Annotated in this window: 21 protein-coding genes; 2 read left to right on the top strand and 19 right to left on the bottom strand. The window is 74.5% G+C overall.

The window, feature by feature from the left end; genetic code table 11:
- Positions 1-45: 45 nt before the first annotated feature.
- The 10 genes from NJC10_RS07835 to NJC10_RS07790 form a co-directional block, all read right to left on the bottom strand.
- The gene (locus NJC10_RS07835) at positions 46-2,031 is read right to left on the bottom strand and encodes a M13 family metallopeptidase (RefSeq protein ID WP_248118565.1); all 1,986 of its coding nucleotides are present in this window, start codon (positions 2,029-2,031) and stop codon (positions 46-48) included.
- Positions 2,032-2,137: 106 nt separating this feature from the next.
- Positions 2,138-2,617: an SRPBCC family protein gene (locus NJC10_RS07830; protein ID WP_319075731.1), complete on the bottom strand. Its 480-nt coding sequence runs from the start codon at positions 2,615-2,617 to the stop codon at positions 2,138-2,140.
- A 72-nt stretch (positions 2,618-2,689) separates the two neighbouring features.
- Positions 2,690-3,442 (bottom strand): DNA-3-methyladenine glycosylase, encoded by a 753-nt coding sequence (locus tag NJC10_RS07825; protein WP_319075729.1) that lies wholly within the window; start codon positions 3,440-3,442, stop codon positions 2,690-2,692.
- Positions 3,439-4,428: a pantoate--beta-alanine ligase gene (gene panC, locus NJC10_RS07820; RefSeq protein ID WP_413466411.1), complete on the bottom strand. Its 990-nt coding sequence runs from the start codon at positions 4,426-4,428 to the stop codon at positions 3,439-3,441. Before panC ends, NJC10_RS07825 begins: the two co-directional genes overlap by 4 nt.
- A gap of 131 nt (positions 4,429-4,559) precedes the next feature.
- On the bottom strand, positions 4,560-5,267 hold the full coding sequence (locus NJC10_RS07815) for a DUF3618 domain-containing protein (RefSeq protein WP_319075728.1): 708 nt from the start codon (positions 5,265-5,267) through the stop codon (positions 4,560-4,562).
- Entirely contained in the window at positions 5,264-5,755 is a 492-nt protein-coding gene (locus tag NJC10_RS07810; protein ID WP_319075727.1) for a phage holin family protein, read from the bottom strand. Before NJC10_RS07810 ends, NJC10_RS07815 begins: the two co-directional genes overlap by 4 nt.
- Positions 5,752-6,555, bottom strand: a complete 804-nt coding sequence (locus NJC10_RS07805; protein ID WP_319075725.1) for a hypothetical protein — start codon at positions 6,553-6,555, stop codon at positions 5,752-5,754. The genes NJC10_RS07810 and NJC10_RS07805 overlap by 4 nt, the downstream gene beginning before the upstream one ends.
- A 183-nt stretch (positions 6,556-6,738) precedes the next feature.
- Positions 6,739-6,957: a hypothetical protein gene (locus NJC10_RS07800; RefSeq protein WP_319075724.1), complete on the bottom strand. Its 219-nt coding sequence runs from the start codon at positions 6,955-6,957 to the stop codon at positions 6,739-6,741.
- Between the two features lie 243 nt (positions 6,958-7,200).
- On the bottom strand, positions 7,201-9,372 hold the full coding sequence (locus NJC10_RS07795) for an alpha/beta fold hydrolase (protein ID WP_319075723.1): 2,172 nt from the start codon (positions 9,370-9,372) through the stop codon (positions 7,201-7,203).
- A gap of 255 nt (positions 9,373-9,627) precedes the next feature.
- Positions 9,628-10,062, bottom strand: coding sequence for a DUF3806 domain-containing protein (locus NJC10_RS07790; protein WP_319075722.1), 435 nt, complete (start codon positions 10,060-10,062; stop codon positions 9,628-9,630).
- A gap of 88 nt (positions 10,063-10,150) precedes the next feature.
- Here NJC10_RS07790 and NJC10_RS07785 point away from each other — a divergent pair, with 88 nt between their 5' ends.
- Together NJC10_RS07785 and NJC10_RS07780 are read left to right on the top strand one after the other, a co-directional pair.
- Positions 10,151-10,627 carry a low molecular weight protein-tyrosine-phosphatase gene (locus tag NJC10_RS07785; RefSeq protein ID WP_319075719.1) on the top strand — a complete coding sequence of 159 codons (477 nt, stop codon included), beginning with the start codon at positions 10,151-10,153 and terminating at the stop codon, positions 10,625-10,627.
- A gap of 1 nt (position 10,628) precedes the next feature.
- Positions 10,629-11,462 carry a fructosamine kinase family protein gene (locus NJC10_RS07780; RefSeq protein WP_319075718.1) on the top strand — a complete coding sequence of 278 codons (834 nt, stop codon included), beginning with the start codon at positions 10,629-10,631 and terminating at the stop codon, positions 11,460-11,462.
- A 440-nt stretch (positions 11,463-11,902) separates the two neighbouring features.
- Here NJC10_RS07780 and NJC10_RS07775 read toward each other — a convergent pair whose 3' ends face one another.
- The 9 genes from NJC10_RS07775 to ftsH are packed head-to-tail and all read right to left on the bottom strand — an operon-like array spanning position 11,903 to position 20,271.
- Positions 11,903-12,835, bottom strand: a complete 933-nt coding sequence (locus tag NJC10_RS07775; protein ID WP_319075716.1) for a Rossmann-like and DUF2520 domain-containing protein — start codon at positions 12,833-12,835, stop codon at positions 11,903-11,905.
- Positions 12,832-14,568 carry a PH domain-containing protein gene (locus NJC10_RS07770; protein WP_319075714.1) on the bottom strand — a complete coding sequence of 579 codons (1,737 nt, stop codon included), beginning with the start codon at positions 14,566-14,568 and terminating at the stop codon, positions 12,832-12,834. Before NJC10_RS07770 ends, NJC10_RS07775 begins: the two co-directional genes overlap by 4 nt.
- Positions 14,565-15,077 carry a PH domain-containing protein gene (locus NJC10_RS07765; RefSeq protein WP_319075815.1) on the bottom strand — a complete coding sequence of 171 codons (513 nt, stop codon included), beginning with the start codon at positions 15,075-15,077 and terminating at the stop codon, positions 14,565-14,567. The genes NJC10_RS07770 and NJC10_RS07765 overlap by 4 nt, the downstream gene beginning before the upstream one ends.
- Positions 15,058-15,591 carry a DUF3180 domain-containing protein gene (locus tag NJC10_RS07760; RefSeq protein ID WP_319075712.1) on the bottom strand — a complete coding sequence of 178 codons (534 nt, stop codon included), beginning with the start codon at positions 15,589-15,591 and terminating at the stop codon, positions 15,058-15,060. Before NJC10_RS07760 ends, NJC10_RS07765 begins: the two co-directional genes overlap by 20 nt.
- Positions 15,588-16,193 carry a 2-amino-4-hydroxy-6-hydroxymethyldihydropteridine diphosphokinase gene (gene folK / locus NJC10_RS07755; protein WP_319075710.1) on the bottom strand — a complete coding sequence of 202 codons (606 nt, stop codon included), beginning with the start codon at positions 16,191-16,193 and terminating at the stop codon, positions 15,588-15,590. The genes NJC10_RS07760 and folK overlap by 4 nt, the downstream gene beginning before the upstream one ends.
- A complete protein-coding gene (gene folB / locus NJC10_RS07750) occupies positions 16,190-16,588 on the bottom strand; it encodes a dihydroneopterin aldolase (RefSeq protein ID WP_319075708.1) in 399 nt (132 codons plus the stop codon). Before folB ends, folK begins: the two co-directional genes overlap by 4 nt.
- Positions 16,585-17,481 carry a dihydropteroate synthase gene (gene folP, locus NJC10_RS07745; RefSeq protein WP_298710732.1) on the bottom strand — a complete coding sequence of 299 codons (897 nt, stop codon included), beginning with the start codon at positions 17,479-17,481 and terminating at the stop codon, positions 16,585-16,587. Before folP ends, folB begins: the two co-directional genes overlap by 4 nt.
- Positions 17,482-17,530: 49 nt before the next feature.
- Positions 17,531-18,151: a GTP cyclohydrolase I FolE gene (gene folE, locus NJC10_RS07740; RefSeq protein WP_319075813.1), complete on the bottom strand. Its 621-nt coding sequence runs from the start codon at positions 18,149-18,151 to the stop codon at positions 17,531-17,533.
- A gap of 32 nt (positions 18,152-18,183) precedes the next feature.
- Positions 18,184-20,271 carry an ATP-dependent zinc metalloprotease FtsH gene (gene ftsH, locus NJC10_RS07735; RefSeq protein ID WP_319075706.1) on the bottom strand — a complete coding sequence of 696 codons (2,088 nt, stop codon included), beginning with the start codon at positions 20,269-20,271 and terminating at the stop codon, positions 18,184-18,186.
- Between the last annotated feature and the right edge of the window lie 152 nt (positions 20,272-20,423).

Here is a 20,423-nt window from a genome sequence, read left to right as displayed (position 1 = left end):
CGGGCGCCGTCATGAGTGGGCGGCCCCGACACGCGGGGCCGGGCCTCACCAGATGAGGACGCGGTCCTCCGGGTCCAGCCACATGGGATCGCCCTCCCGCGTGCCGAAGGCCGCGTGGAACGCGTCGATGTTCCGGGCCACCTGGTTGCAGCGGAACTCGTTGGGCGAATGCGGGTCCGAGGCGATGCGGGTGACCATGGTCTCCGGTCGGGTGAGCTGGCGCCACACGGCGGCCCACGCCGCGAAGAACTCCCGGTCGCCCGCCGCGGCGTCCTGGGAGGCGCCGTCCCGTTCATCGCGCCAGATCTCCAGCGCCCGGTGGGCGATGCCCAGCCCGCCGAGGTCGCCGATGTTCTCCCCGAGGGTGAACTCGCCGTTCACGGAGCGGTCCGGCGCCTCAGCAGGGCTGAGGGCGCTGTACTGCTGCACGAGCCGAGCGGTGAGGTCCGCGAAGGCCTCGCGGTCCTCGGGCGTCCACCAGTCGTGCAGGCGCCCGGCGCCGTCGTACTGCGATCCCTGGTCGTCGAAGCCGTGGCCGATCTCGTGTCCGATCACGGCGCCGATCGCGCCGAGATTGGCGGCCATCGAGCGCTCGGGGTCGAAGAACGGGGGCTGCAGGATGGCGGCCGGGAAGACGATCGCGTTCTCGAGAGGCGAGTAGTAGGCGTTCACGGTCTGCGGGGTCATGTGCCACTCGCGGGGATCGGGCCCCTCCTCGATCTTGGCGAGGTCGTGCTCCCAGCCGAACGCGGCGAGGGCGCGGCTGTTGCCCACCAGGTCCCCCGCGTCGACCTCGAGGGCGGAGTAGTCCACCCACGTCTCCGGGAAGCCCACCATGGGCCGGAACATCGCGAGCTTCTCGAGGGCCCGCTGGCGGGTCTCCTCCCCCATCCACTCCAGCCCGGAGATGGAGCGACGGTACGCCTCCATCAGCAGCTCCACGAGCTCGTCCATGGCCTCGCGGTGGCCGGCGGGGAAGTGACGCGCCACGTAGAGGCGGCCCACGTCGTCGCCGACACCCCCGTTGACGAAGGCCACTGCGCGCTTCCAGCGGGGGCGGACCTCCTCGCTGCCCGCCAGCCGCCGGCCGTAGAAGGCGAAGCTCTCCTGCACGAACGGGTCCGGCAGGACGGCCGCGAAGGATCGCAGCACCTGCAGCTCCAGCCAGTGCTTCCAGTCCTCCAGGTCCGCGGCGTCCTCGCCCGCCAGGAGGCCCTGGACGCCGGAGAGGAAGTCCGGCTGCCACACCACCACCTCGTCCGCGCGGGCACCGTGGGCGCCCACGCCCTCGAGCCACGCGGCGGCGAGCGGGAAGAGCTCCAGGAGCTGCTCGCGGGTCATGAGGTTGTAGCGGGCCACCGCGTCCCGGCTGCGCACCACGTCCCAGTGCAGGGCGGCGATGCGCGCCTCGAGGGCCACCACGCGCTCGCCCACGGCCACCGCCTCGGCCTCGTCGCCGCCGATGCCCGCGAGCGCGAACAGGGTGCCGACGTGCGCCGTGTACTGGGCGAGGATCTCCGCGTAGGCCTCCTCACGGTAGTAGGACTCGTCCGGCAGGCCGAGCCCACCCTGCAGCAGGTGCAGGAGCATGCGCTCTGGCGCGCCCGCGTCGTTCAGGGCGCCGGTGTTCACGAGCCCGGAGACGCCCTGACGCTGCAGCAGGCCGGAGAGGGTGAGGAGCTCCTCCGCGGTGGAGACCGTCTCGATGGCGGCCAGGTCTCCCACGATCGGCTCGAGGCCCCGCGCCTCCACGGTCTCCTCGTCCATGAACGAGGCGTAGAGCGCCGCGATCCGGCGCTTGCGGGGGGCGTCCTCCTCGGAACCGGACGAGGTGGGGCCATCCGCCCCCGTCTCCCGCACGGCGTCCTCGCACAGATGGCGCACCGCGAGCTCGGCGGCCTCCCGCAGCTCCAGGAACGCGCCGAACGCGCCCTGGTCGGCGGGGATCTCGTGGGTGGCCAGCCACTCCCCGTTCACATGGCGGTAGAGGTCCTCGCGCGGCGAGGGGGCGGTGGCGGGGTCTGCGGTCACGGCGGCGTCTCCTGGGTCCAGAACGAGCAGCGGCCCGGGCGGGCGGCTGGCGGATCTGCTCCGCACTCTAGCCGCCGGCCCGGGCCGCGCGTCGGGGAAGGGGGTCTCAGGCGACGACCGAGGCCAGCTTCGCGAGCGACTCCTCCATCTGCTCCTCGGAGACCATCGGGAAGAGGTTCTTCTCCAGCAGCTCCGGGTCGGTCACGGCGGTCCAGTCGTAGGTGAGGGACACGTCCGTGCTGCCGGAGCCGTTGTCCTCGAGCCGGTAGACCCACTGCCAGCCCTTGGGCTCGGTGCCGGCGGGGGCGGTCTTCCAGCCCACGAGCTTGTTCTGGTCGTAGGCCACCACGTGGTTGTCGGTCTGGTAGTCCCCGCCCATGTGCTCGGCGTGCATGTTCATGGTGAACACGTCGCCCACCTTCTGGATGCGCTGGGACTTGTCATCCGCGCGCACCATGCCGGAGCCGTCGAACGTCGAGTGGTTCGACGGCAGCGTCAGCACGTCGAAGATGTCCTTGGCGGAGGCGTCGATGGTGCGGGTGACGGTGATCTGCTTCTCGCCCTGGGGCGTCTCGTTCTTGTTCATGCCCTCACCGTAGGCGCTGACGCGGGGCGGGCGACAAGGCCTGCCCGCCCCGCGTCAGTCCCCCGCCCCCCGTCAGTTCCCCGCGGACGGCGCGGACGGCCCGGCGGGCGGCACGTTCCGGCCGGCCCGGTAGGCCGACACGCTGGCCTCGCCCGCGAGGTGGAAGCGCCACGGGAAGCGCACGGACCCGCCCTCCCCGGACACCCCGACGCGCGGACCGCGCCGCACCTCGGCGCGGCTCTGCCCCGGCGGCGGGGGCGCGAGGAGGAAGCGGGCCGGACGCACGGCGTCGGCGGGCGCGCCCGGGGCCGCGATCGTCTGGTCTGCGGCCGGTCCCTCGGCGAGGGAGACCGAGTCGGCGGGCGGGGCGTCGTCGACAAGCTCCACGGGCGCGTGGCCCATCGCGAGCGTGATGCCCAGCCCCTGGCCCAGGTTGCCGGGGCCGGAGAGGAGCTTCACGGCGGTGTCCCGGCCGCGGCGTCCGACGGCGAGCCCCCGCCCGTCCACGACCTCCCCGGCACGCAGCAGGACGCCGCCGGCCTGGTCCGCGGGGTGGCCCACCAAGTTCAGGCACTTGTGGATGCCGTAGTTCAGGTACACGTAGGTGTGACGCACGGGCCCGAACAGCGCCGCGTTGCGCTCGGTGCGCCCGCGGAACGAGTGGGCGCCCGGGTCGACGCCGGCGTCCCCGTAGGCCTCCGTCTCCGTGAGGCGCACGGTCACCGCGCCGTCCGCTGCGGCCACGGTGAGGCGGCAGCCGAGCAGGCCCTCGGCCAGCGCGGTGGGGTGGGCCTCGAACAGGGCGGACAGCTCGGCGCGGTTCATGCGGCCGGCGAGGCGCCCGGGGCGGACAGCACCATGTTGTCGATCAGGCGCACGGGGCCCACCTGCGCGGCCACGAGCGCGAGGGCGTCCCGGCGCAGCGGCTGGCACAGCAGCTCCGCACCGAGCTCCTCGAGGGTCCCCCGGTCCACCACCACGAGGTGGTCGAGGGTGACTCCGGGCTCGTCCCGGACCATCTGGCGCGCCGCCTCCACGTCGATCACCGTCTCCTCGTCCGCAGCCTCCGCGAGGGAGCGCAGCGCCCGGCTGAGCACGAGGGCGGAGACGCGCTCCTCGTCCGAGAGGCGGGCGTTGCGGCTCGAGAGCGCCAGCCCCTCCGCGGAGCGGACGATCGGGACGGCCCGCACCTCCACGGGGACGTCGAGGTCGTGGGCGAGACGCCGCAGCACGGCGACCTGCTGGGCGTCCTTCTGGCCGAAGTAGCTGCGCAGCACGCCCCCACGCGGCGGGCGGGCGAGGTTCCAGAGCTTGGCCACCACGGTGCACACGCCGTCGAAGTGCCCCGGGCGGGACGCGCCCTCGAGGACGGTCCCCATCCGGCCCGCCGTCACCCGGACGAGGGGGGCGTCCGGGAAGCCGGGGTACATCTCCGCCGTGCTGGGCGCGAAGACCACGTCCGCTCCAGCCTCGGCGAGCAGCTCCAGGTCCGCCTCGAGCGTGCGGGGGTAGTGCTCCAGGTCCGCCGGGTCCCCGAACTGCAGGGGGTTCACGAAGATGCTGACGGCGACCACGTCGTTCTCGGCGCGGGCGCGGCGCACGAGGGCGGCGTGCCCGTCGTGGAGGGCGCCCATCGTGGGCACCAGACCCACGGTCGCCGCGGCGGCTCCGGCGTCCTCGGCGCGATCGACGGCGGCGGCCAGCCCGGCGCGGAAGGCGTGCTTCGTCGTCGTGAGCGCGGAGGCGCCGGACGGTGCAGAGGCGGGCTGCGCGGAGGCGGTCGGTGTGGAGGGGCGAGACGCGGCGTTCACGCAGGCGAGTCTAGGGGCGCGAGCGGCGGGGCCGGGGGCCGGACAGCCCGCCCGCCCGGCGCGGACGCGCAGAGGCCCCCGCCGACATGTGGTCGACGGAGGCCTCTGCGCGGGGTGGTGTGGAACGCGACTCAGGCGTTCTTGGCGGTCCCCTTGACCTGCTGGGCAGCGTCGGCGGACTCCGCCTTCAGGCCCTGGGCCTTGTCGGCGCCCTCGGCCTTCACGTGGTCGGCGGCGTCGGCGGCGGCATCCTTGACGGACTGCGCGGCGTCCTGGGCCAGGGGCTTGAGGTCCTCGCCCATCTCGTGCGCGACGTGCTTGGCCTGGTCCACCAGCGGGGCGGCCTGGTCCTTCACGCGCTCGGCGGCGCGCTGCTCGACCTCGGAGGCCGGGATGAGCGCGCTGACCAGCATGCCGGCGCCGAAGGCGATCAGGCCGGCGGCGAGGGGGTTGCCGGCAGTGCGGCCGCGCACCTGGGCCGGAGCCTGGCGGACGGCGTGCTGGGCGTCGTCTGCCCAGTCACGGGCCTGATCCGCCACGTCGTGGGCAGTGCCACGAGCCTGGTCGGCCACATCATGGGCGGTGCTGCGCGCGTCCGCGGCCGCGTAGCGGGCTCGGTCCGTGGCAGACGGGGAGGTGTGGTGGTCGGGCGTGCCCATGATGTTCTCCTTGACGGACTGCAGGCCGTCCTTCACGCCGTGCTTCACGCGCTCGGTCTGGCGGCTCACGGCCTTGGTGGGGCTGACCTTCTCGGCCAGCGCGTCGACGTCCTGGCCCAGCTCGTAGCGGGTGCGCTCGATCTCGGCGCGGATCTCATCGGGGTTGTTGCTCGTGGTCATCGCGTCTCCTTCGCGGGGTTCAGGGTCTCGGGGATCTCCTGAAGCGTCTGCTGGGTCTGGGGAAGACCCTTGATCTTGTCGAGGTGCTTCTTGCCCATGGAGGCCAGCACAGCGGCGGCGATGCCCCACAGGACGGCCACGATCAGCGCCGCCCAGCCGAGGGGCATGAGCGCGCCGAGCCCGTACATCAGGGCCATCGAGAGGAACATCAGCACGAAGAAGCCGGCGACGGCAGCGCCCGCCAGCATTCCGGCGCCCTTGCCCGCCTTCTTGGCCGAGTCGGTGGCCTCGGCCTTGGCGAGCGCGATCTCCTGGCTCACCAGCGTGGAGAGCTTCGCGGAGAACGAGGTGAACATCTCGCCGAGCGACTCGTGCTCGGCGCGGGCCTCCGCCGGCGTCGGCGCGGGGGTGTGGGCCCCGGCGATGTGTCCCGTGGTGGTGCTGCCGGCCACGTGAGCGGGTCCGTGCGTCTCGTGGGCCGTGCTCATGCGCGGCCCCCGGGAAGGGTCTGGTCGAACGGATCCGTGGCGGAGACGGGCATCCCGGTCACCGGGTCGACCTGCGGCACGGGCATGGTGCCGCGGGGCAGGTCGGAGTCGCGGGGGGCGTCGTGGCCGGTGTGGGCCGGGATGCTGGAGGAGATGTGGTGGGGGGCGACATCGCCCTGCACGCCCGTGGGCTCCATCTCGCGACGGTGCTGGGGGGCACGGTCGTCGCGGCCCGAGGTCAGCTCGGGCTGCTCGGCGTCGCGCATGCCGCGGGTCAGGCGGCCGGCCACCACGCCGAGGCCCAGGGCGACGGCGAGGAAGGTGCCGGGCTTGCGGGCGGCGAAGCCGCGCACGTCCCGCAGGAGGTCCTGGGGCTGGGAGGTCTCGAGGCGCTGGGTCAGGGACTCGGCGCGGTCGGCGACGGCGGTGACGGCCTGGCGGACCACGTCCGACTCGGGCTGCTGGCCCGAGAGGACGCGGTGCAGGTCGTCCGTGACGGAGCGGGCCTGGGTGGCGAGGCGCTCGTGCTGGGTACCGACCTGGCCGGTCACCTGCTCCTGCACGGTGCCCGCGAGGGACTTGACCTGCTGCACGGCGGCGTCCTTGACCTCGCCGGCCTCGTGCTGAGCGGTCTGCGCCAGGTCCTGCGCGGCGCCCTTGGCGTCCTGCGCGACGTTCTTCGCCTGGCCCTTGGCCTCGGCGGCGGTCTCCTCGGCCCTGCCCTTGGCGGCCGAGTCCTCGCCCTGCGGCGCGTGGGCGCCGTTCTGGGCGTTGTGCGACGTGTTGTTCTTGTTCGCCATGATTTCCCTTCCTTTGTTCTGCTCACGTCGCGCCCGCCCATTGACGCGGATGCGACGACTTGCGGTCAGCCTAGGGGGTCCCGAAGGAAGCGGGAAGGGCTCCCCGACGCGGAATCATCCTCCGCTGACGGCGAGGGGCGGCACGCCGCGTCTGCCGCGCGCCGCCCCCCGGCCTGAAGGGAGTCAGCGCCCGCGGCGGATGCCGTGGCCCCTGCCCTGGCCCGGGTGCTCCTCCTTCTCGGCCATCTGGGCGTGAGCGGCGTGGGCCGGGGCCTGGGAGGAGGGAGCGGCGACGGGCGGGGCGGCCAGCGGGGCGCTCACGGCCACGGCGACCGCGAGGGCCACGGCGCCGCGGGCGAGGTCATGCCGCCCGTTCCATCCGGCCAGGTGTGACCGGGGCAACGCGGGCCCCTCATCGGGAGGCAGGCATACACGCCGCTACGACATGAGGAAGCGGCGTGTGTGCCTGCCTCCGCGAGCGGCACAGGGGGCCGGGCGAGGAGGAGGGGATCCGGGAGGTCATGGGGTTCCTCCTTCCGCGCGGAGGGAGCGGACCCTCCCATTCCCCCTGCCCGCATGACGCCGGCCGCCGGCCGCCCAGCGTGACGAATCCGGGACGCCGGCCCGGCCTCCGGCTGAGCAGGGTCAGCCCGCCGTCGGCCGCCCCAGCCCCAGCACATCGGGCACCGCCGGCGCGTCCTCGCCGCGCACGTGCTGCGCGAGGAAGCCGAGCACCACCTCGTACCAGACCTTCGCGTGCTGCGGCGCGAGGATCCAGTGGTTCTCCTGCGGGAAGTAGAGGAAGCGGTGAACGGTGGAGCCGTCCTCCGCCGCGGGCAGCCCGGACTTCGCGAGCAGCTCGGACCACAGGCGCAGCCCCTCCCCGATCGGCACGCGGTAGTCCTTGTCCCCGTGGATCACGAGCATCGGCGTGACGATGTCCCCCACGAACCGATGCGGCGAGTTCGCCTCCTGCATCTCCGGACTCATCTCGCGCGCCCAGTAGAAGGCGGCGTCCGTCGTCGGGCCGAAGCCGTCCAGCGCCCACAGCGACGCGTGGGTGACGATCGCCCTGAAGCGGTCCGTGTGCCCGGCGACCCAGTTGGCCATGTAGCCGCCGAAGGAGCCGCCCATCGCGGCGGTGCGGGTCGCGTCGATGTCCGCGCGCGCCTCGACGGCGTCCGTGATGGCCATGAGATCCGTGAACGGCTCGGCACCCCAGCGGCCCCAGCCGCGCTGGACGAACTCCTGGCCGTAGCCCGTGGAGAGCGCGGGGTCCGGCATGAGCACCGCGTAGCCCTGGGCCACCGCGATCCACGGCGTCCAGCGCCAGCTCCACGCGTTCCACGAGCCGAGCGGGCCGCCGTGGATCCACAGCAGCAGCGGGTGGCCGCCGTCGGGGGCCGCACCCTCGGGCAGGGCGAGCCAGCCGCGCACGCGCGCGCCGTCGTCGGCGGTGGCCTCGACGTCCTCGAGGCGGCCCGGGATCTCCGGGCGCTCCGCGGGGTTCCGCAGGCGCTCGGCCTCGCCCGTGACGAGGTCCAGGCGCGCCACCTCAGGCGGAAAGAGGTAGGAGGAGCGCACGCCGTACGCCGTGGTCCCGTCCGGGGAGAGCACGACGTCGGACCACGCCTCGTCCGCGTGGGTCACCTGGGTGACCTCGCCGGTGGCGACGTCGATGCGGAAGACCGGGCGGCGGCCGTCGGAGTCCGCGAGCGCGATGACGGCGGAGTCGTCCGGCAGCCACGCGACGACGTCGGCCCAGCGATCCCAGTCGTGGGCGAGCGGGGTGGTCTCGCCGGTGGCCGTGTCCAGGAGGAAGAGCTGGGGCGCCACGGCCGAGTCCGGCGTGGAGTCCGGGGTGCGGGTCAGGATCGCGCGGGTGCCGTCGTGGCTGACGGGCCCGACGTGGGCGTCCTCCCCGGGGACGTCGTGCAGGACGCGGTGTTCGCCGGTGGGGAGCTCAATCCGCACGACCCTGCCCTCGCGGACGTTGCCGCGCGCCTCAGCCGTGGCCACGACGGTGAGGAGGAACGAGCCGTCCGGGGCCACCTCGGCGCCGAGGCCGAAGGCATGGGAGCGGTCGACGCCGGTGAGGTGGCGCAGGTGGTGCGCGGCGTCGTCGGCGGGGGCGGCGCCGTCGTCGCTGGCGTCCGACTCCGGGACGCCCTGCGGGTCCGGGCCGTCCTCGAGGAGGAAGAGCTCGGGGCGGGCGGGGCCGAGGTCGTGGTCCCAGAAGCGCACGGGGTAGCCGGCGTGGAGGATCGCGTCGACGCCGGCGTCCTTGCGGGCCTGCACGAGGCGGGCGTGCTCGGCCTCGGTGCTCGCGCCGCTCAGGCGCTCCGCGGTGACGACGACGCGGTCGGCGTGCGCGGCGCACGTGACGGCGGAGACGCCGCCCGGGCGGTTGAGCACGACGCGGGCCTCGCCGCCGCGGGCAGGGAGGGCCCAGAGCGCGGCGGCCTTGTCGGCGTCGTCGACGGAGGGGTCCGGGCGCGTGGAGGTGAAGTAGAGGGTGCCGTCCGCGGCGAACGCGGCGCCGGACTCGCCCTCCCGGGAGCGGGTGAGGCGGTGGGCGGGGCGCTCGCCTGCGGCGTCGAGCTCCCACAGTGCGGTGGCGTAGCCGGTGCCCTTGCCGTTGAGGGTGGCGACGGTGGTGACGAGGCGCGTGCCGTCCGGGCTCAGGGTGAGGCCGGAGACGCGGGGCAGCGCGACGAACGCGGAGAGGTCGTGGAAGGGGGTGGGGGCTGAAGCGGGCGTGGGGGCGGCCGAGGTCGTGGGGGAGGCGGCCGGGGACGATGTGTCGGGCGAGGTCATGCTGTCCGTTCTATCCGGGCTGGTGTGACCGGGGCAATACGGGCCCCTCCCCGGGAGGCAGGCGCACACGCCGCTACGCCTTGGGGAAGCGGCGTGTGCGCCTGCCACCGCGAAGGAGAGTGCCGACGTTCGGGCCGCCGCAACCCGTCCGTCGCGGCACGAACGCAGGGGTCAGCCGCGGCGGCGGTCCGGTGGCGGCCCGGTGGCCGGGTGGCGACCTGAGCGTCCCCCTCAGCCTTCACCGGGCGCCCCGCCTCAGTCCTCGGCGCGGGCCTTCGCGCGGATCTCCTGCAGCTGCGTGCCGAGCCAGTCGACGTACTCGCCCATCCAGCCCGTGGCGCCGTGGTTCCAGCTCTCGCCGACCACGGAGTGCGGGAAGATCACGGCGTCGGAGAGGTGGTCGCGCAGGCCGAGCTCGGAGCCCTCGTCGTCCTTCAGGGTCACCCACTGCATGCCGTGGCGGGCGCCGAGGTGCTCCCCCAGCAGCACCACGACGACGTCGAGGTGCACTCCCAGCTCGTCCGGGTCCACGTCCGCGGCGCCGGCCCGGGCCACGAGACGGTCGTAGTAGGCGCTCACGGCGTCCAGGTCCAGGTGGTCCACGCCCTCCTGCGCGGCGAAGTCGCGGCGGGCACTGACCCACTCCTGCTCGGTCTCGGTCAGGGGGGACAGATCGGGCTGCTCGGTCATGGGATCCATCGTGCCAGGCGTTCGGGCGACGACGGCGCCGCCCGCTCGGGCATGGCCCCCCCGCCTCGCCCTTTGGGACACTGGCCTCATGCGCATCATGACGGTCTGCCTGGGCAACATCTGCCGCTCCCCCGCCGCCGAGGCCGTGCTGCGGCGCCGGATCGCGGAGGCCGGTCTCGACGACGTCGCGGTCACCTCCGCCGGCACCGCCGACGACCACGTGGGCGAACAGCCCCACGAGCTCACCCGGGAGGTCGGCGAGGAGCTCGGCTACGACTTCCCCACCGTCGGCGCCCAGTTCAGCGCGCAGGACCTCGAGGGGGCGGATCTCGTCCTCGTGATGGACCGCATGAACCTGGAGGACGTGCGGCGCCTGGCCACCACGGACGCCCAGCGGGCGAAGGTCCGCCTGCTCGGCGAGTTCGCCTCGGACGTGGACACGGCCGGCGTGGTCGAGGTCCCGGACCCGTGGGGCCGCCCGCGCGGGCAGTTCGAGGAGATGTACCGCCAGATCGAGGACGCGGCCGACGGCGTCGTCGCCGCGATCCGGGACGGGCGGGTCTGACATGGTCCAGCACCAGGCCGAGGAGACGTTCTTCCGCAAGCACCGCGCCGGAGCGCCCGAGCGCTTCTTCGAGCGGGAGGCCGCCGGGCTGCGCGCGCTCGGGGCGGCCGGCGCCCGGGTCCCCAAGGTGCTCAACGTGGACGACGGCAGCCTGCGGATCGGGCGCGTGAGGACCGGCGGCCGCCCCTCCCCGCAGACCGAGGAGGCCTTCGGCCGCGAGCTGGCCGCCCTGCACGCCGGGTCGCGCCGTCCCGCCGGTGAGGCCGACTCCTTCGGCTCCCACGACGGCGTCCCGATCGGCTATCTCGGCGAGGCTCCCGTGGACTACACGCCCACCGGCACGTGGGCCGAGTCCTGGGTCGCTCGGCGGATCGTGCCGCTGGCCCGCGAGGCGGAGCGGCGCGGCGTCGTGCCGACCGCGGCACTGGCGACGGCGGAGCGGCTCGCCGAGCTCACGGACGGCTTCGGGACGGACTCGCCCGTGGACCACCCGGGCGCGGCGGTGCTGGGGCCCGCCGAGCCGTCGTCGCTGCTGCACGGGGACCTGTGGGCGGGCAACCGGCTGCTGGACCACGAGGGCCGCTCCTGGCTGATCGACCCGAGCGCGCACCGCGGCCACCGCGAGGTGGACCTGGCGATGATGCGGCTCTTCGGCGGCTTCGGTGAGGAGGCGTTCGCCGCGTACGAGGAGTCGTTCCCCCTGGCCGAGGGCTGGCGCGATCGCGTGGCGCCGTACCAGGCGGTGCCGCTGCTGGTGCACGCGATCCTCTTCGGCGGCTCCTACGGGCCGCGGGTCGTGGACTCCCTCGAGGCGGCGGTCCGGCTGGGCGGCTGAGGCTGACCGAGGACGGCGCCCGGCCTGTCCCCTCCTTCCCGGAGCCCCCTCTCGACGGCGGGCAACGAGTCCATGCCCGGCATCGTGGCCATCGCGCCAACGGGTGGTTCTTCGTGGCCTTCTTCGCCTGTGACGAGGTCATCGCCACCAGCTCCACGTGAAGGCCCCTCTGCGTCGCCACGCTCCATCGGTCCGCCGCTCGCATGCCGTCGAAGAGGCGTGAGACATCGGAGAAGTCCAGGACCTCCAGCACCACCCACAGGGGCATGCGCCGCCCGTGGCAGCGTGCGGTCGACCTCGTCGGGCCTCGCCGTTGTCAAGCGTCATGCCGCGTCCACGCAGGAGTGACCGCTGCTGTTCCACCGTGGTGGACGTCTTCGGCGGACGCCTTCTGCCTCCGGTCGGCGCGGCGCCGGGACGGGGTGGACGTGCTGGGCTCCTCAGGCGTCGTCGGGCTCGGCGAGGACGTCCAGGACGCGGGCCGCCGCGTCGTCGCTCAGGGCCCCGCGGGCGGCGGCGCGCCGAGCGGTCGCGGCCGCGAGCGCCTCCCACGTGTCCAGCACGTCGGCGGGCATGCCCTCGGCCACCAGCTCGCGCAGGGTGTCGCGATGGGCGCGCACGGTCTCGACGTCGCCGCGGGACACCGGGCCGGTCAGGGCGCCGTCGCCGTCGGCCAGGGCGTTCTCGAGCGAGGCGCTCAGGAGCGGGCGCAGCAGCCGCTCGGTGTCCGCCACCCCGATCTGCCGCAGCAGCTGCGCGGCCTGGGCCGTGACCGTCACCAGGTGGTTCGAGCCGTGGCTCAGCGCCGCGTGGTAGACCGCGCGGTCCGCCTCCTTGATCACCACGGGCTCGCCGCCCATCTCCACCGCGAGCGCCTGCGCCACGGGCAGCACGACGGGATCCGCGGTCACGCCGAACACGCAGTCCCGCAGTCGGGCGAGGTCCAGGCTCAGCCCTGTGAAGGTCATGGCCGGGTGGATGGCCAGCGGGATGGCCCCGGCCGCGCGCACGGGGCCCATCACGCCCACGCCGTAGCGGCCCGAGGTGTGCACCAGCAGGTGGCCGGCCTGCACGTGCCCGGCGGCCACGAGCCCGGCCACGAGCTCCCCCAGAACGTCGTCCGGCACCGCGAACAGCACCATCTCGGAGCGCCGCAGGATCTCCGGGACCTCCAGCACGGGCACGTCCGGCAGCAGCGCCTCGGCCCGGGTCCGGGAAGCCTCGGAGACGGCGTGCACGCCCGTGACGGTGTGCCCCGCGTTCCGCAGGGCCGCGCCCAGCACGGCGCCCACCCTCCCCGCGCCGATCACCCCGACGCCGAGCCGCCCGGGCCGCTCCCGCGGGTCCAGGCTCGTGTCCAGTCCGCCGGTCATGCGCTCTCCTCGGGGTCGGTGGGGGCCGGCACGCGCCCGGCGCCCGGCACGACGGCGACGCCCGCCTCCGCCAACGCGCGGCGGCCGACGTCGGTGGCGGCCACCTCGCGGGTGCGCTGGTCGAAGCGCGCGAGCTCCTCCGGGGCCATCCAGTGGTTGCGGTCCGCGAGCCGGCGCGAGACCGCGGCGTAGCGCGATTCCAGCGCGAACAGCGCGAGGGCGTCGGCCTCGTCGAGGTCGGGGATCACGGCCGTGGACCCGGCCAGCGCCACGGACACCGAGGCGATCCGCAGGCGCCGCTGCACGGGGCCCTGCCCGAGGCTCGCGGTCTGCAGGCGCTCGTGCTGGAGCGCCTGGAACGACCGGTTCCAGTACCCCCGGCGCACCACGAGGAGGGTGCGCGTGGTGGTGAAGCCGGAGCGGCGCCACGCGAACCAGTTGAACCACGCCCGGGCCCGGCGGGGGATGTGGCGGAAGCCGCCCTCGGGCCCGGAGCCGTGCAGGCCCAGCCGCAGGAGCTCGGCGGCGGTGAGGCCCTGCGCGGCGCGCGGGTCGCCCTCGAGACCGGGGTCCGGGGCGACCACCGTGAGCACGCGCAGGACGTCCTCCCAGGTCCCCACGGGCAGCGGCGTGCTGCGCTCGCCGTCCGAGTCCTCGCCGTAGCCGGCCACGGACACCTTCACGCGGTACCAGCGGAACGGGCGCCAGAACAGCGGCTGGGAGACGGTCACTCCCTGGACGCGCCCCGGCGGGACGGTCTGGGAGATGGTCTCGGTGAGGCCGTGGCGCAGGCGCAGCCCGTCGGCGGAGCGGCGCACCTGGAAGCCCCAGCCGGTGTTGAGCCCAGACCACAGGCCGCCCAGCACGGCGAAGGCCATGGGCAGGGCGGAGGCCCCGAGGACGCCGAGCACCGTGATCTCCTCGCCCTCGCTCCAGTCGGCGGGCATGAGGCCGAGGGCCGTCACGGACAGCAGGGCCCACACGAGGAAGCCGATCGCCACGCCCGCCACGCGCCCGGACAGCAGCACCGAGCCGACCAGCCGCCCCGTCGGCACGGTCAGCATGAGCTCACCGTCGTCCCGGGTCCGCAGCGCGCGCGGGGGCGCGGTCCGGCTCACGGCGTCTCCCACGGCCCCGGTGGCGTCGGCCCCCTCCTCCGGCGCGACGCCGGCCGCGGTCTCGTCCGCGCCGCGGGCGAGATGCGCGACGCCCGAGGCGCGGTCGAGGATCTCGCGGCGCACCTGCTCAGCCTGGGCGCGCTTGAGATAGGCCAGCTCGAGCGCGGACTCGCCGCCGTCGGCGGCCTCCACCTTCACGGTGGCCAGGCCCAGGAGCCGGGCCGGGAACGGGTGCTGGAGGTCGACGGCCTGGACGCGGTCGTACTTCATCTGGCGCCGGGAGCGGAAGATCCAGCCCTGGCGCAGCTCGATCTCCTCGGCGCCGAGGCGGAAGCGGGTGAACCGCCAGGAGAAGTAGAACCCCAGGCAGACCAGCGTGAAGATGCCCGCGGCGACCGCCGCGCCGATCAGGAGCGAGCGCGGGTCGACCGGGTCGCCGGAGGCCGTGTGGGACTGGCCGAGCGCCCCGGCCACGGCGTCCTCCACGAGGTCCCGACCGATGACGACCACCATCACGAGCAGCCCCGTCCAGCCCTTCACCCAGGGCGAGGCGGGGTGGACGCGGGCCCAGCCGTCGTCGTCGATGCGGGGACGCTGGGGCGCGGCGGCGCTCACAGCCCCGCCAGCCGGGCCTGGCCGCGGGCCATGAGGACCTCGCGCAGCTCGTCGCACGTGGCGGCGGGGAGGCCCTGGAGCTCGACGTCGGCCCCGGAGGCGGCGGTCTTGAGCGCCAGGGTCTGCAGGCCGTGGCGGCGCAGGAGGGGGCCGTCGGAGGTGTCCACGTACTGCAGGCGCCCGTACGGCACGGCGTTCAGGGTGCGGATCAGCACACCCTGGCGCCAGAGCAGGTCGTCCTCGCGCTCGGCCCAGCCCATGGCGCGCACTCGGCGTGGGATGAGGACCAGGTCCGTCACCCAGGAGACGAGCACGAGCGCGGGGAGGCCCCACGCGGCCCAGGTCCAGAAGTCGGGCCACACGCCGAGACGCTGGAGGAGGAGCGGCACGCCGAGGACCGCCAGCCCGATCAGGTGTCCGATCGTGGAGGCGGTCAGCTTCACGGTGGTCAGCTTCGGCGAGACGGGCGTGAAGACCACGCCGTCCTGGTCAATCCCGGCCACGTGCATACCCTCCATCGGTCTCGGGGCGGCCCCGTCGGCCGCCTCCCGGGAGTCCATCCTGCCCGCCCGCGCCGCCGCCGCCATCCTCCTCAGGGGGGATCCTGCACCAGGCCTCCACCACGAGGCCCGCCACGAGCATCACCAGTCCGCCCACGGTCAGCAGGGCGGCATCCACCACGGTGGGGGCCCGGGTGCCCGTGTGGGAGGCCACCTGCCCCGCGACGCCGGCGTGCCAGCCGGCCAGCGCCGCGCCCGTCAAGCCGACGGCCTGGCCCAGGACCAGCGTGCGCGCCGCGGCCAGCGGGTCCATGCGCTCGGCCACGGGCTTCTCGCGGTCCCGCCGCACGCGCCACGCCAGCGCGAGGACGAGGACGCAGACGGCCGCCGCCGTGATGAGGCCGGTGCGTCCCACGGCCGGAGCGGGCAGGCCCATCGAGGGCGCGGCCAGGGCGGCGAGCCAGCCGAGCACGCCCGCAGCCAGCAGCACGACGGCGGTCCACGCCGAGCGCAGGGAGGTCACGTCGCGTCCCTCCCGGCCTGCCCCGGCGCGCCGAGAAGGCGGGCGCGGCGGGGCGCCGCACGGCGGACGCCCCCGGCGTCGGCGGCGCGCTCGGCGAGCTGCGCGACGGGCTCGCCCGCGAGCTCGGCCGCGGGATCGAGCCACAGCCACGGCAGGAGCACGAAGGCCCGCTGCGCGGCCCGCGGGTGCGGGAGGGTGAGGTCCGGGTGGTCGCTGCGCAGCTCGCCGTAGACGATGAGGTCGACGTCGAGGGTGCGGGCGCCCCAGCGCTCCGAACGGCGGCGGTGGTGGTCCTGTTCGAGCCGGTGCGCCAGGCCGAGGAGCTCCCACGGGGAGAGGCTCGTGCGGATCCGGAGCACCTGGTTGAGGTAGTCCGGCTGTTCGGGCGGGCCGCCCACGGGGGCCGTGACGGCGCGGGGGGACGCCTTCACGTCATGGACGTCGGGGGTGACGGTGATGACGGCGACGGCGTGGTCGAGGGTCTCCCGGACGTCCCCGAGGTTGGCCCCGAGCGCGAGCACGGCCGTCACCGGCTCGTCCGGGCGGGCGGCCAGCTCCGGCGTCGGGGCGGGCCCCTCGGCGGGGTGGGACGCGGGGCTCATCTCCCCTCCTCCCTCCGGCGGAGCACCGTGACGGCCGCGTCGGCGAAGTCGTGCGGGATGGGGGCCTGCGGCTTGTGCACGGTGACCTCCACCGCCTCCACCACGGGCTGCTCCGCGAGGACGGCGGCCGCGATCCGCACGGCCAGCGTCTCGATCAGGTCCACCGGCTCGCCCGTCACGAGCCGGACCACGGTGTCGGCGACCTCGCCGTAGTGGGCGGTGCGGGCGAGGTCGTCCGTGGCGGCGGCAGGGCCGGCGTCGAGGTGGAGCACCACGTCCGTGACGAACGGCTGCCCGTCCCGGCGCTCGTGCTCGAACACGCCGTGCCGGCCCACGGCCGTGAGGCCGGTCAGGCAGATGCGGTCCGGGGCGGTGCCGCGCCCGGCCGCGCTCACGCCGGCACCTCGGCCGAGAGGGACCTCCCGAGCCACGAGGCACCGCGCCACGCCGCGGCGGCGCGCACCGCGGCCGCGCTGGAGGGGACGTCGTGCACGCGGACGGCCCACACGCCGTGGAAGGCGGAGAGCGCGCTGACCGCGGCGGTGGCGGCGTCCCGCTCGGTCGGCTCCGGGGCCGCGCCGTCCGCGTCCTCCAGGAGCGAGCCCAGGAAGCGCTTGCGGGAGGCGGCCACCAGCACGGGGTGGCCCATCGCCTGCAGCCACTCGAGGCCGCGCAGCAGCTCCCAGTTCTGCTCGCCGGCCTTCGCGAAGCCGAGCCCCGGGTCCAGGATCAGCTGCTCGCGCTCCACGCCCGCCGCCATGAAGCGCTCCGCCACGGCGCGCAGCTCGCACACCACGTCCGGCACGGTGTCCGCGTACTCCGCCAGTCCGTCCATGGCCTGGGGCTTGCCGCGGTTGTGCATGAGCACGTACGGCGCGCCCGTCTCGGCGATGAGCTCGGGCATGTCCGGCTCGTGGACGAGGCCGGAGACGTCGTTGACGATCACGGGGCCCAGCTCGAGGGCGGCCCGCGCGGTGGCCGTGTGCATCGTGTCCACGGAGACCACGGCCCCGTCGGCCAGCAGCGCCTCGACGACCGGGAGGATCCGCTCCTGCTCCTGCTGCGGGGGCACGGCCTGCGCGCCCGGGCGCGTGGACTCGCCGCCGACGTCGATGATGTCCGCCCCCTCGGCGAGCATCCGCCGCGCGTGGGCGAGGGCGGGGCCGACGGCATCGTGGGCGCCGCCGTCGGAGAACGAGTCCGGGGTGACGTTCAGGATGCCCATCACCAGGGTGCGGTCCGCGGGCAGGGCGCCCAGCAGGGCCCGGTTGGCCTCACGCGTGCTCACTGTGTCCTCCTCGTTCGGGGGCGGCGCCCGCGGGTGCGCCCGACGTCGCTCAGCCGTGCATGATGAGGCTCATGGCCTCGGCCCGCGTGGACGGGTCCCGCAGCTGCCCGCGCACGGCGGACGTCACGGTCCTGGCGCCGGGCTTGCGCACCCCCCGCATGGACATGCACAGGTGCTCGGCCTCGACCACCACGATCGCACCCTTCGGCGCCAGGTGCTCCATGAGGGCCTCCACCACCTGCGTGGTGAGCCGCTCCTGCACCTGCGGTCGGCGGGCGTAGAGCTCCACGAGCCGGGCGAGCTTGGACAGCCCCGTCACCCGCCCTTCGGCGGAGGGGATGTAGCCGATGTGCGCCACGCCGTGGAAGGGGACCAGGTGGTGCTCGCACGTGGAGTAGAAGGGGATGTCCTTCACCACCACGAGCTCCTCGTGCGCGATGTCGAACGTGGTGCCCAGCACCTGCTCAGGGCTCTGGTGCAGGCCCGCGAAGAACTCCGCGTACGCCTTGGCCACGCGCTTCGGGGTGTCCTGCAGCCCCTCGCGGTCCGGGTCCTCGCCGATCGCCTCGAGGATCTCCCGGACGGCCCGCTCGATGCGCGGCCGGTCCACGGCGGTCGAGCGCGGGTCGAACGTGCCGGGCACGCCCGGGAACGCGTCGTCCTCGCCCATCGGGCCGTCGTCGTGCAGGAGCAGGTCCGGGTTCACCACGTCGGCCCCTTCCCGGGGCCGGGCGCGTTGCCCGGGCCGGTGGCCGGCGGCGTGCCGCCGGGGGCGTCTCCGCCCAGCGACGACGGCGGCGCGCCCTCGGGAGCGACCGGCACCGTGCTGTCCGAGGTGCCGACGGGCGCCTGCTCCTCCGCGTCGCGGCGCGAGCGGCGCTCGACCGGGGAGAGGACGGGCGGCACGTCGTGGGGGAGGCGCTCGTCGGCCGCGAGCCAGAGCTCCCGCTCCGGACGCTTGCGCACGTCCGCGAAGATCCCGGCGATCTCCTCCTGGTTGAGGGTCTCCCGCTCGAGGAGCTCGTAGGCGAGCCGGTCGAGGATGTCACGGTTCTCGGTGAGCACCCAGTGGGCGTCGGCGTGCGCACCGTCGAGGAGGGCGCGGACCTCGGCGTCCACGAGGGAGGCCAGCTCGTCGGAGTACTCGCGGGACGAGCTGCCGGAGCCCCCGCCCACGAACGGCTCGGAGTCCCCCGTGCCGAGCTTCACGGCGCCCACGCGGGAGCTCATGCCGTACTCGGTGACCATCTTGCGCGCCGTCTCGGTGGCCTTCTGGATGTCGTTGGCCGCGCCGGTGGAGGGGTCCTTGAAGACGACCTCCTCGGCCACGCGGCCGCCCATCGCGTAGGCCAGCTGGTCGAGCAGCTCGTTGCGCGTGACCGAGTACTTGTCGCTCTCCGGCACCACCATCGTGTAGCCCAGGGCGCGGCCGCGCGGCAGGATCGTGATCTTGGTGACGGGGGCAGAGTTGCGCAGGCCGGCCGCCACGAGCGCGTGGCCGCCCTCGTGGTAGGCCGTGACCTTGCGCTCGTGCTCGTTCATGAGGCGCGTGCGCTTCTGCGGGCCCGCCATCACGCGGTCCACGGCCTCGTCCAGGGCCTTGTCGTCGATCACGTTGTTGTTCGAGCGGGCCGTGAGCAGCGCCGCCTCGTTGATGACGTTCGCCAGGTCCGCGCCCGTGTAGCCCGGGGTGCGCTTGGCCAGGGAGCGCAGGTCCACGTCCATGGCGATCGGCTTGCCCTGCGCGTGGACCTCGAGGATCTTCGCGCGGCCCTCCAGGTCAGGGGCCTCCACGGGGATCTGCCGGTCGAAGCGGCCGGGGCGCAGCAGCGCCGGGTCCAGGACGTCCGGGCGGTTGGTGGCCGCGATCATGATGACGTTGGTGGAGGCGTCGAAGCCGTCCATCTCCACGAGCATCTGGTTCAGGGTCTGCTCGCGCTCGTCGTTGCCGCCGCCGATGCCCGCGCCGCGGTGCCGGCCGACGGCGTCGATCTCGTCCACGAAGATGATGGCCGGCGCGTTGTTCTTGGCCTGCTCGAAGAGGTCGCGCACGCGGGAGGCGCCCACGCCCACGAACATCTCCACGAAGTCCGAGCCGGAGATCGAGTAGAAGGGCACCCCGGCCTCGCCGGCCACGGCCTTGGCGAGCAGGGTCTTGCCCGTGCCGGGAGGGCCGTAGAGCAGCACGCCCTTGGGGATCTTGGCGCCCACCGCGTGGAAGCGGTCCGGGACGGTGAGGAACTCCTTGATCTCCTCGAGCTCCTCCACGGCCTCGTCCGCGCCGGCGACGTCCTTGAACAGGACGTCCGGGTTGTCCTTGTTGATGAGCTTCGCGCGGGACTTGCCGAACTGCATGACCTTGCCGCCGCCGCCCTGCATGCGGGAGAGGAGGAACCAGAAGAACAGGGAGATCAGCAGGAACGGGACCATGAGGCCCAGCAGCGAGGTGAGCCAGTTGCTGCGCACCGGCTCGTCCGTGTAGCCGTCCAGCGCGGACTGGTCCACGGCCGCGACGACGTCGTCCGCGCGCGCCGCGGAGAAGTGGAAGTAGACGTCCTTGCCGAGGTCCCGGCCGTCCTGCTCGTAGGGCTCACGGAGGGAGAGGTCCACGCGCTGGTCGCCGTCGACCACGCGCGCCTCCACGGCCCTGTCGTCCTTCAGCATGGACATGCCCACGTTGGTGTCCACCATCGCGCGGCCGCCCTGGCTCGTGGCCAGCGGGATGGCCATCCCCAGCACGAGGAGCCCGAGCAGGATCCAGACGTAGGGCTTGTTGAACAGCTTCTTCACGGTCCGTCTGTCTCCTGGTCTGCCATGTCCCGGCGGGACGCGGGCCGGGTGCACGGAGGCGCGGCCCGGGCCTTGGGTCACTGCACCACGGTACCGGGCGGGCGGAGCGGCGCGGGGACGGGCCGCGGGGAGTTCGCCGCCGGTGGACAGCC

The sequence above is a fragment of the Micrococcus sp. M4NT genome (genome assembly GCF_033790745.1).
Taxonomy (GTDB): domain Bacteria; phylum Actinomycetota; class Actinomycetes; order Actinomycetales; family Micrococcaceae; genus Micrococcus.
Note: the sequence above shows the minus strand (reverse complement) of the source record. Positions and strands in the feature narration are given on the sequence as shown.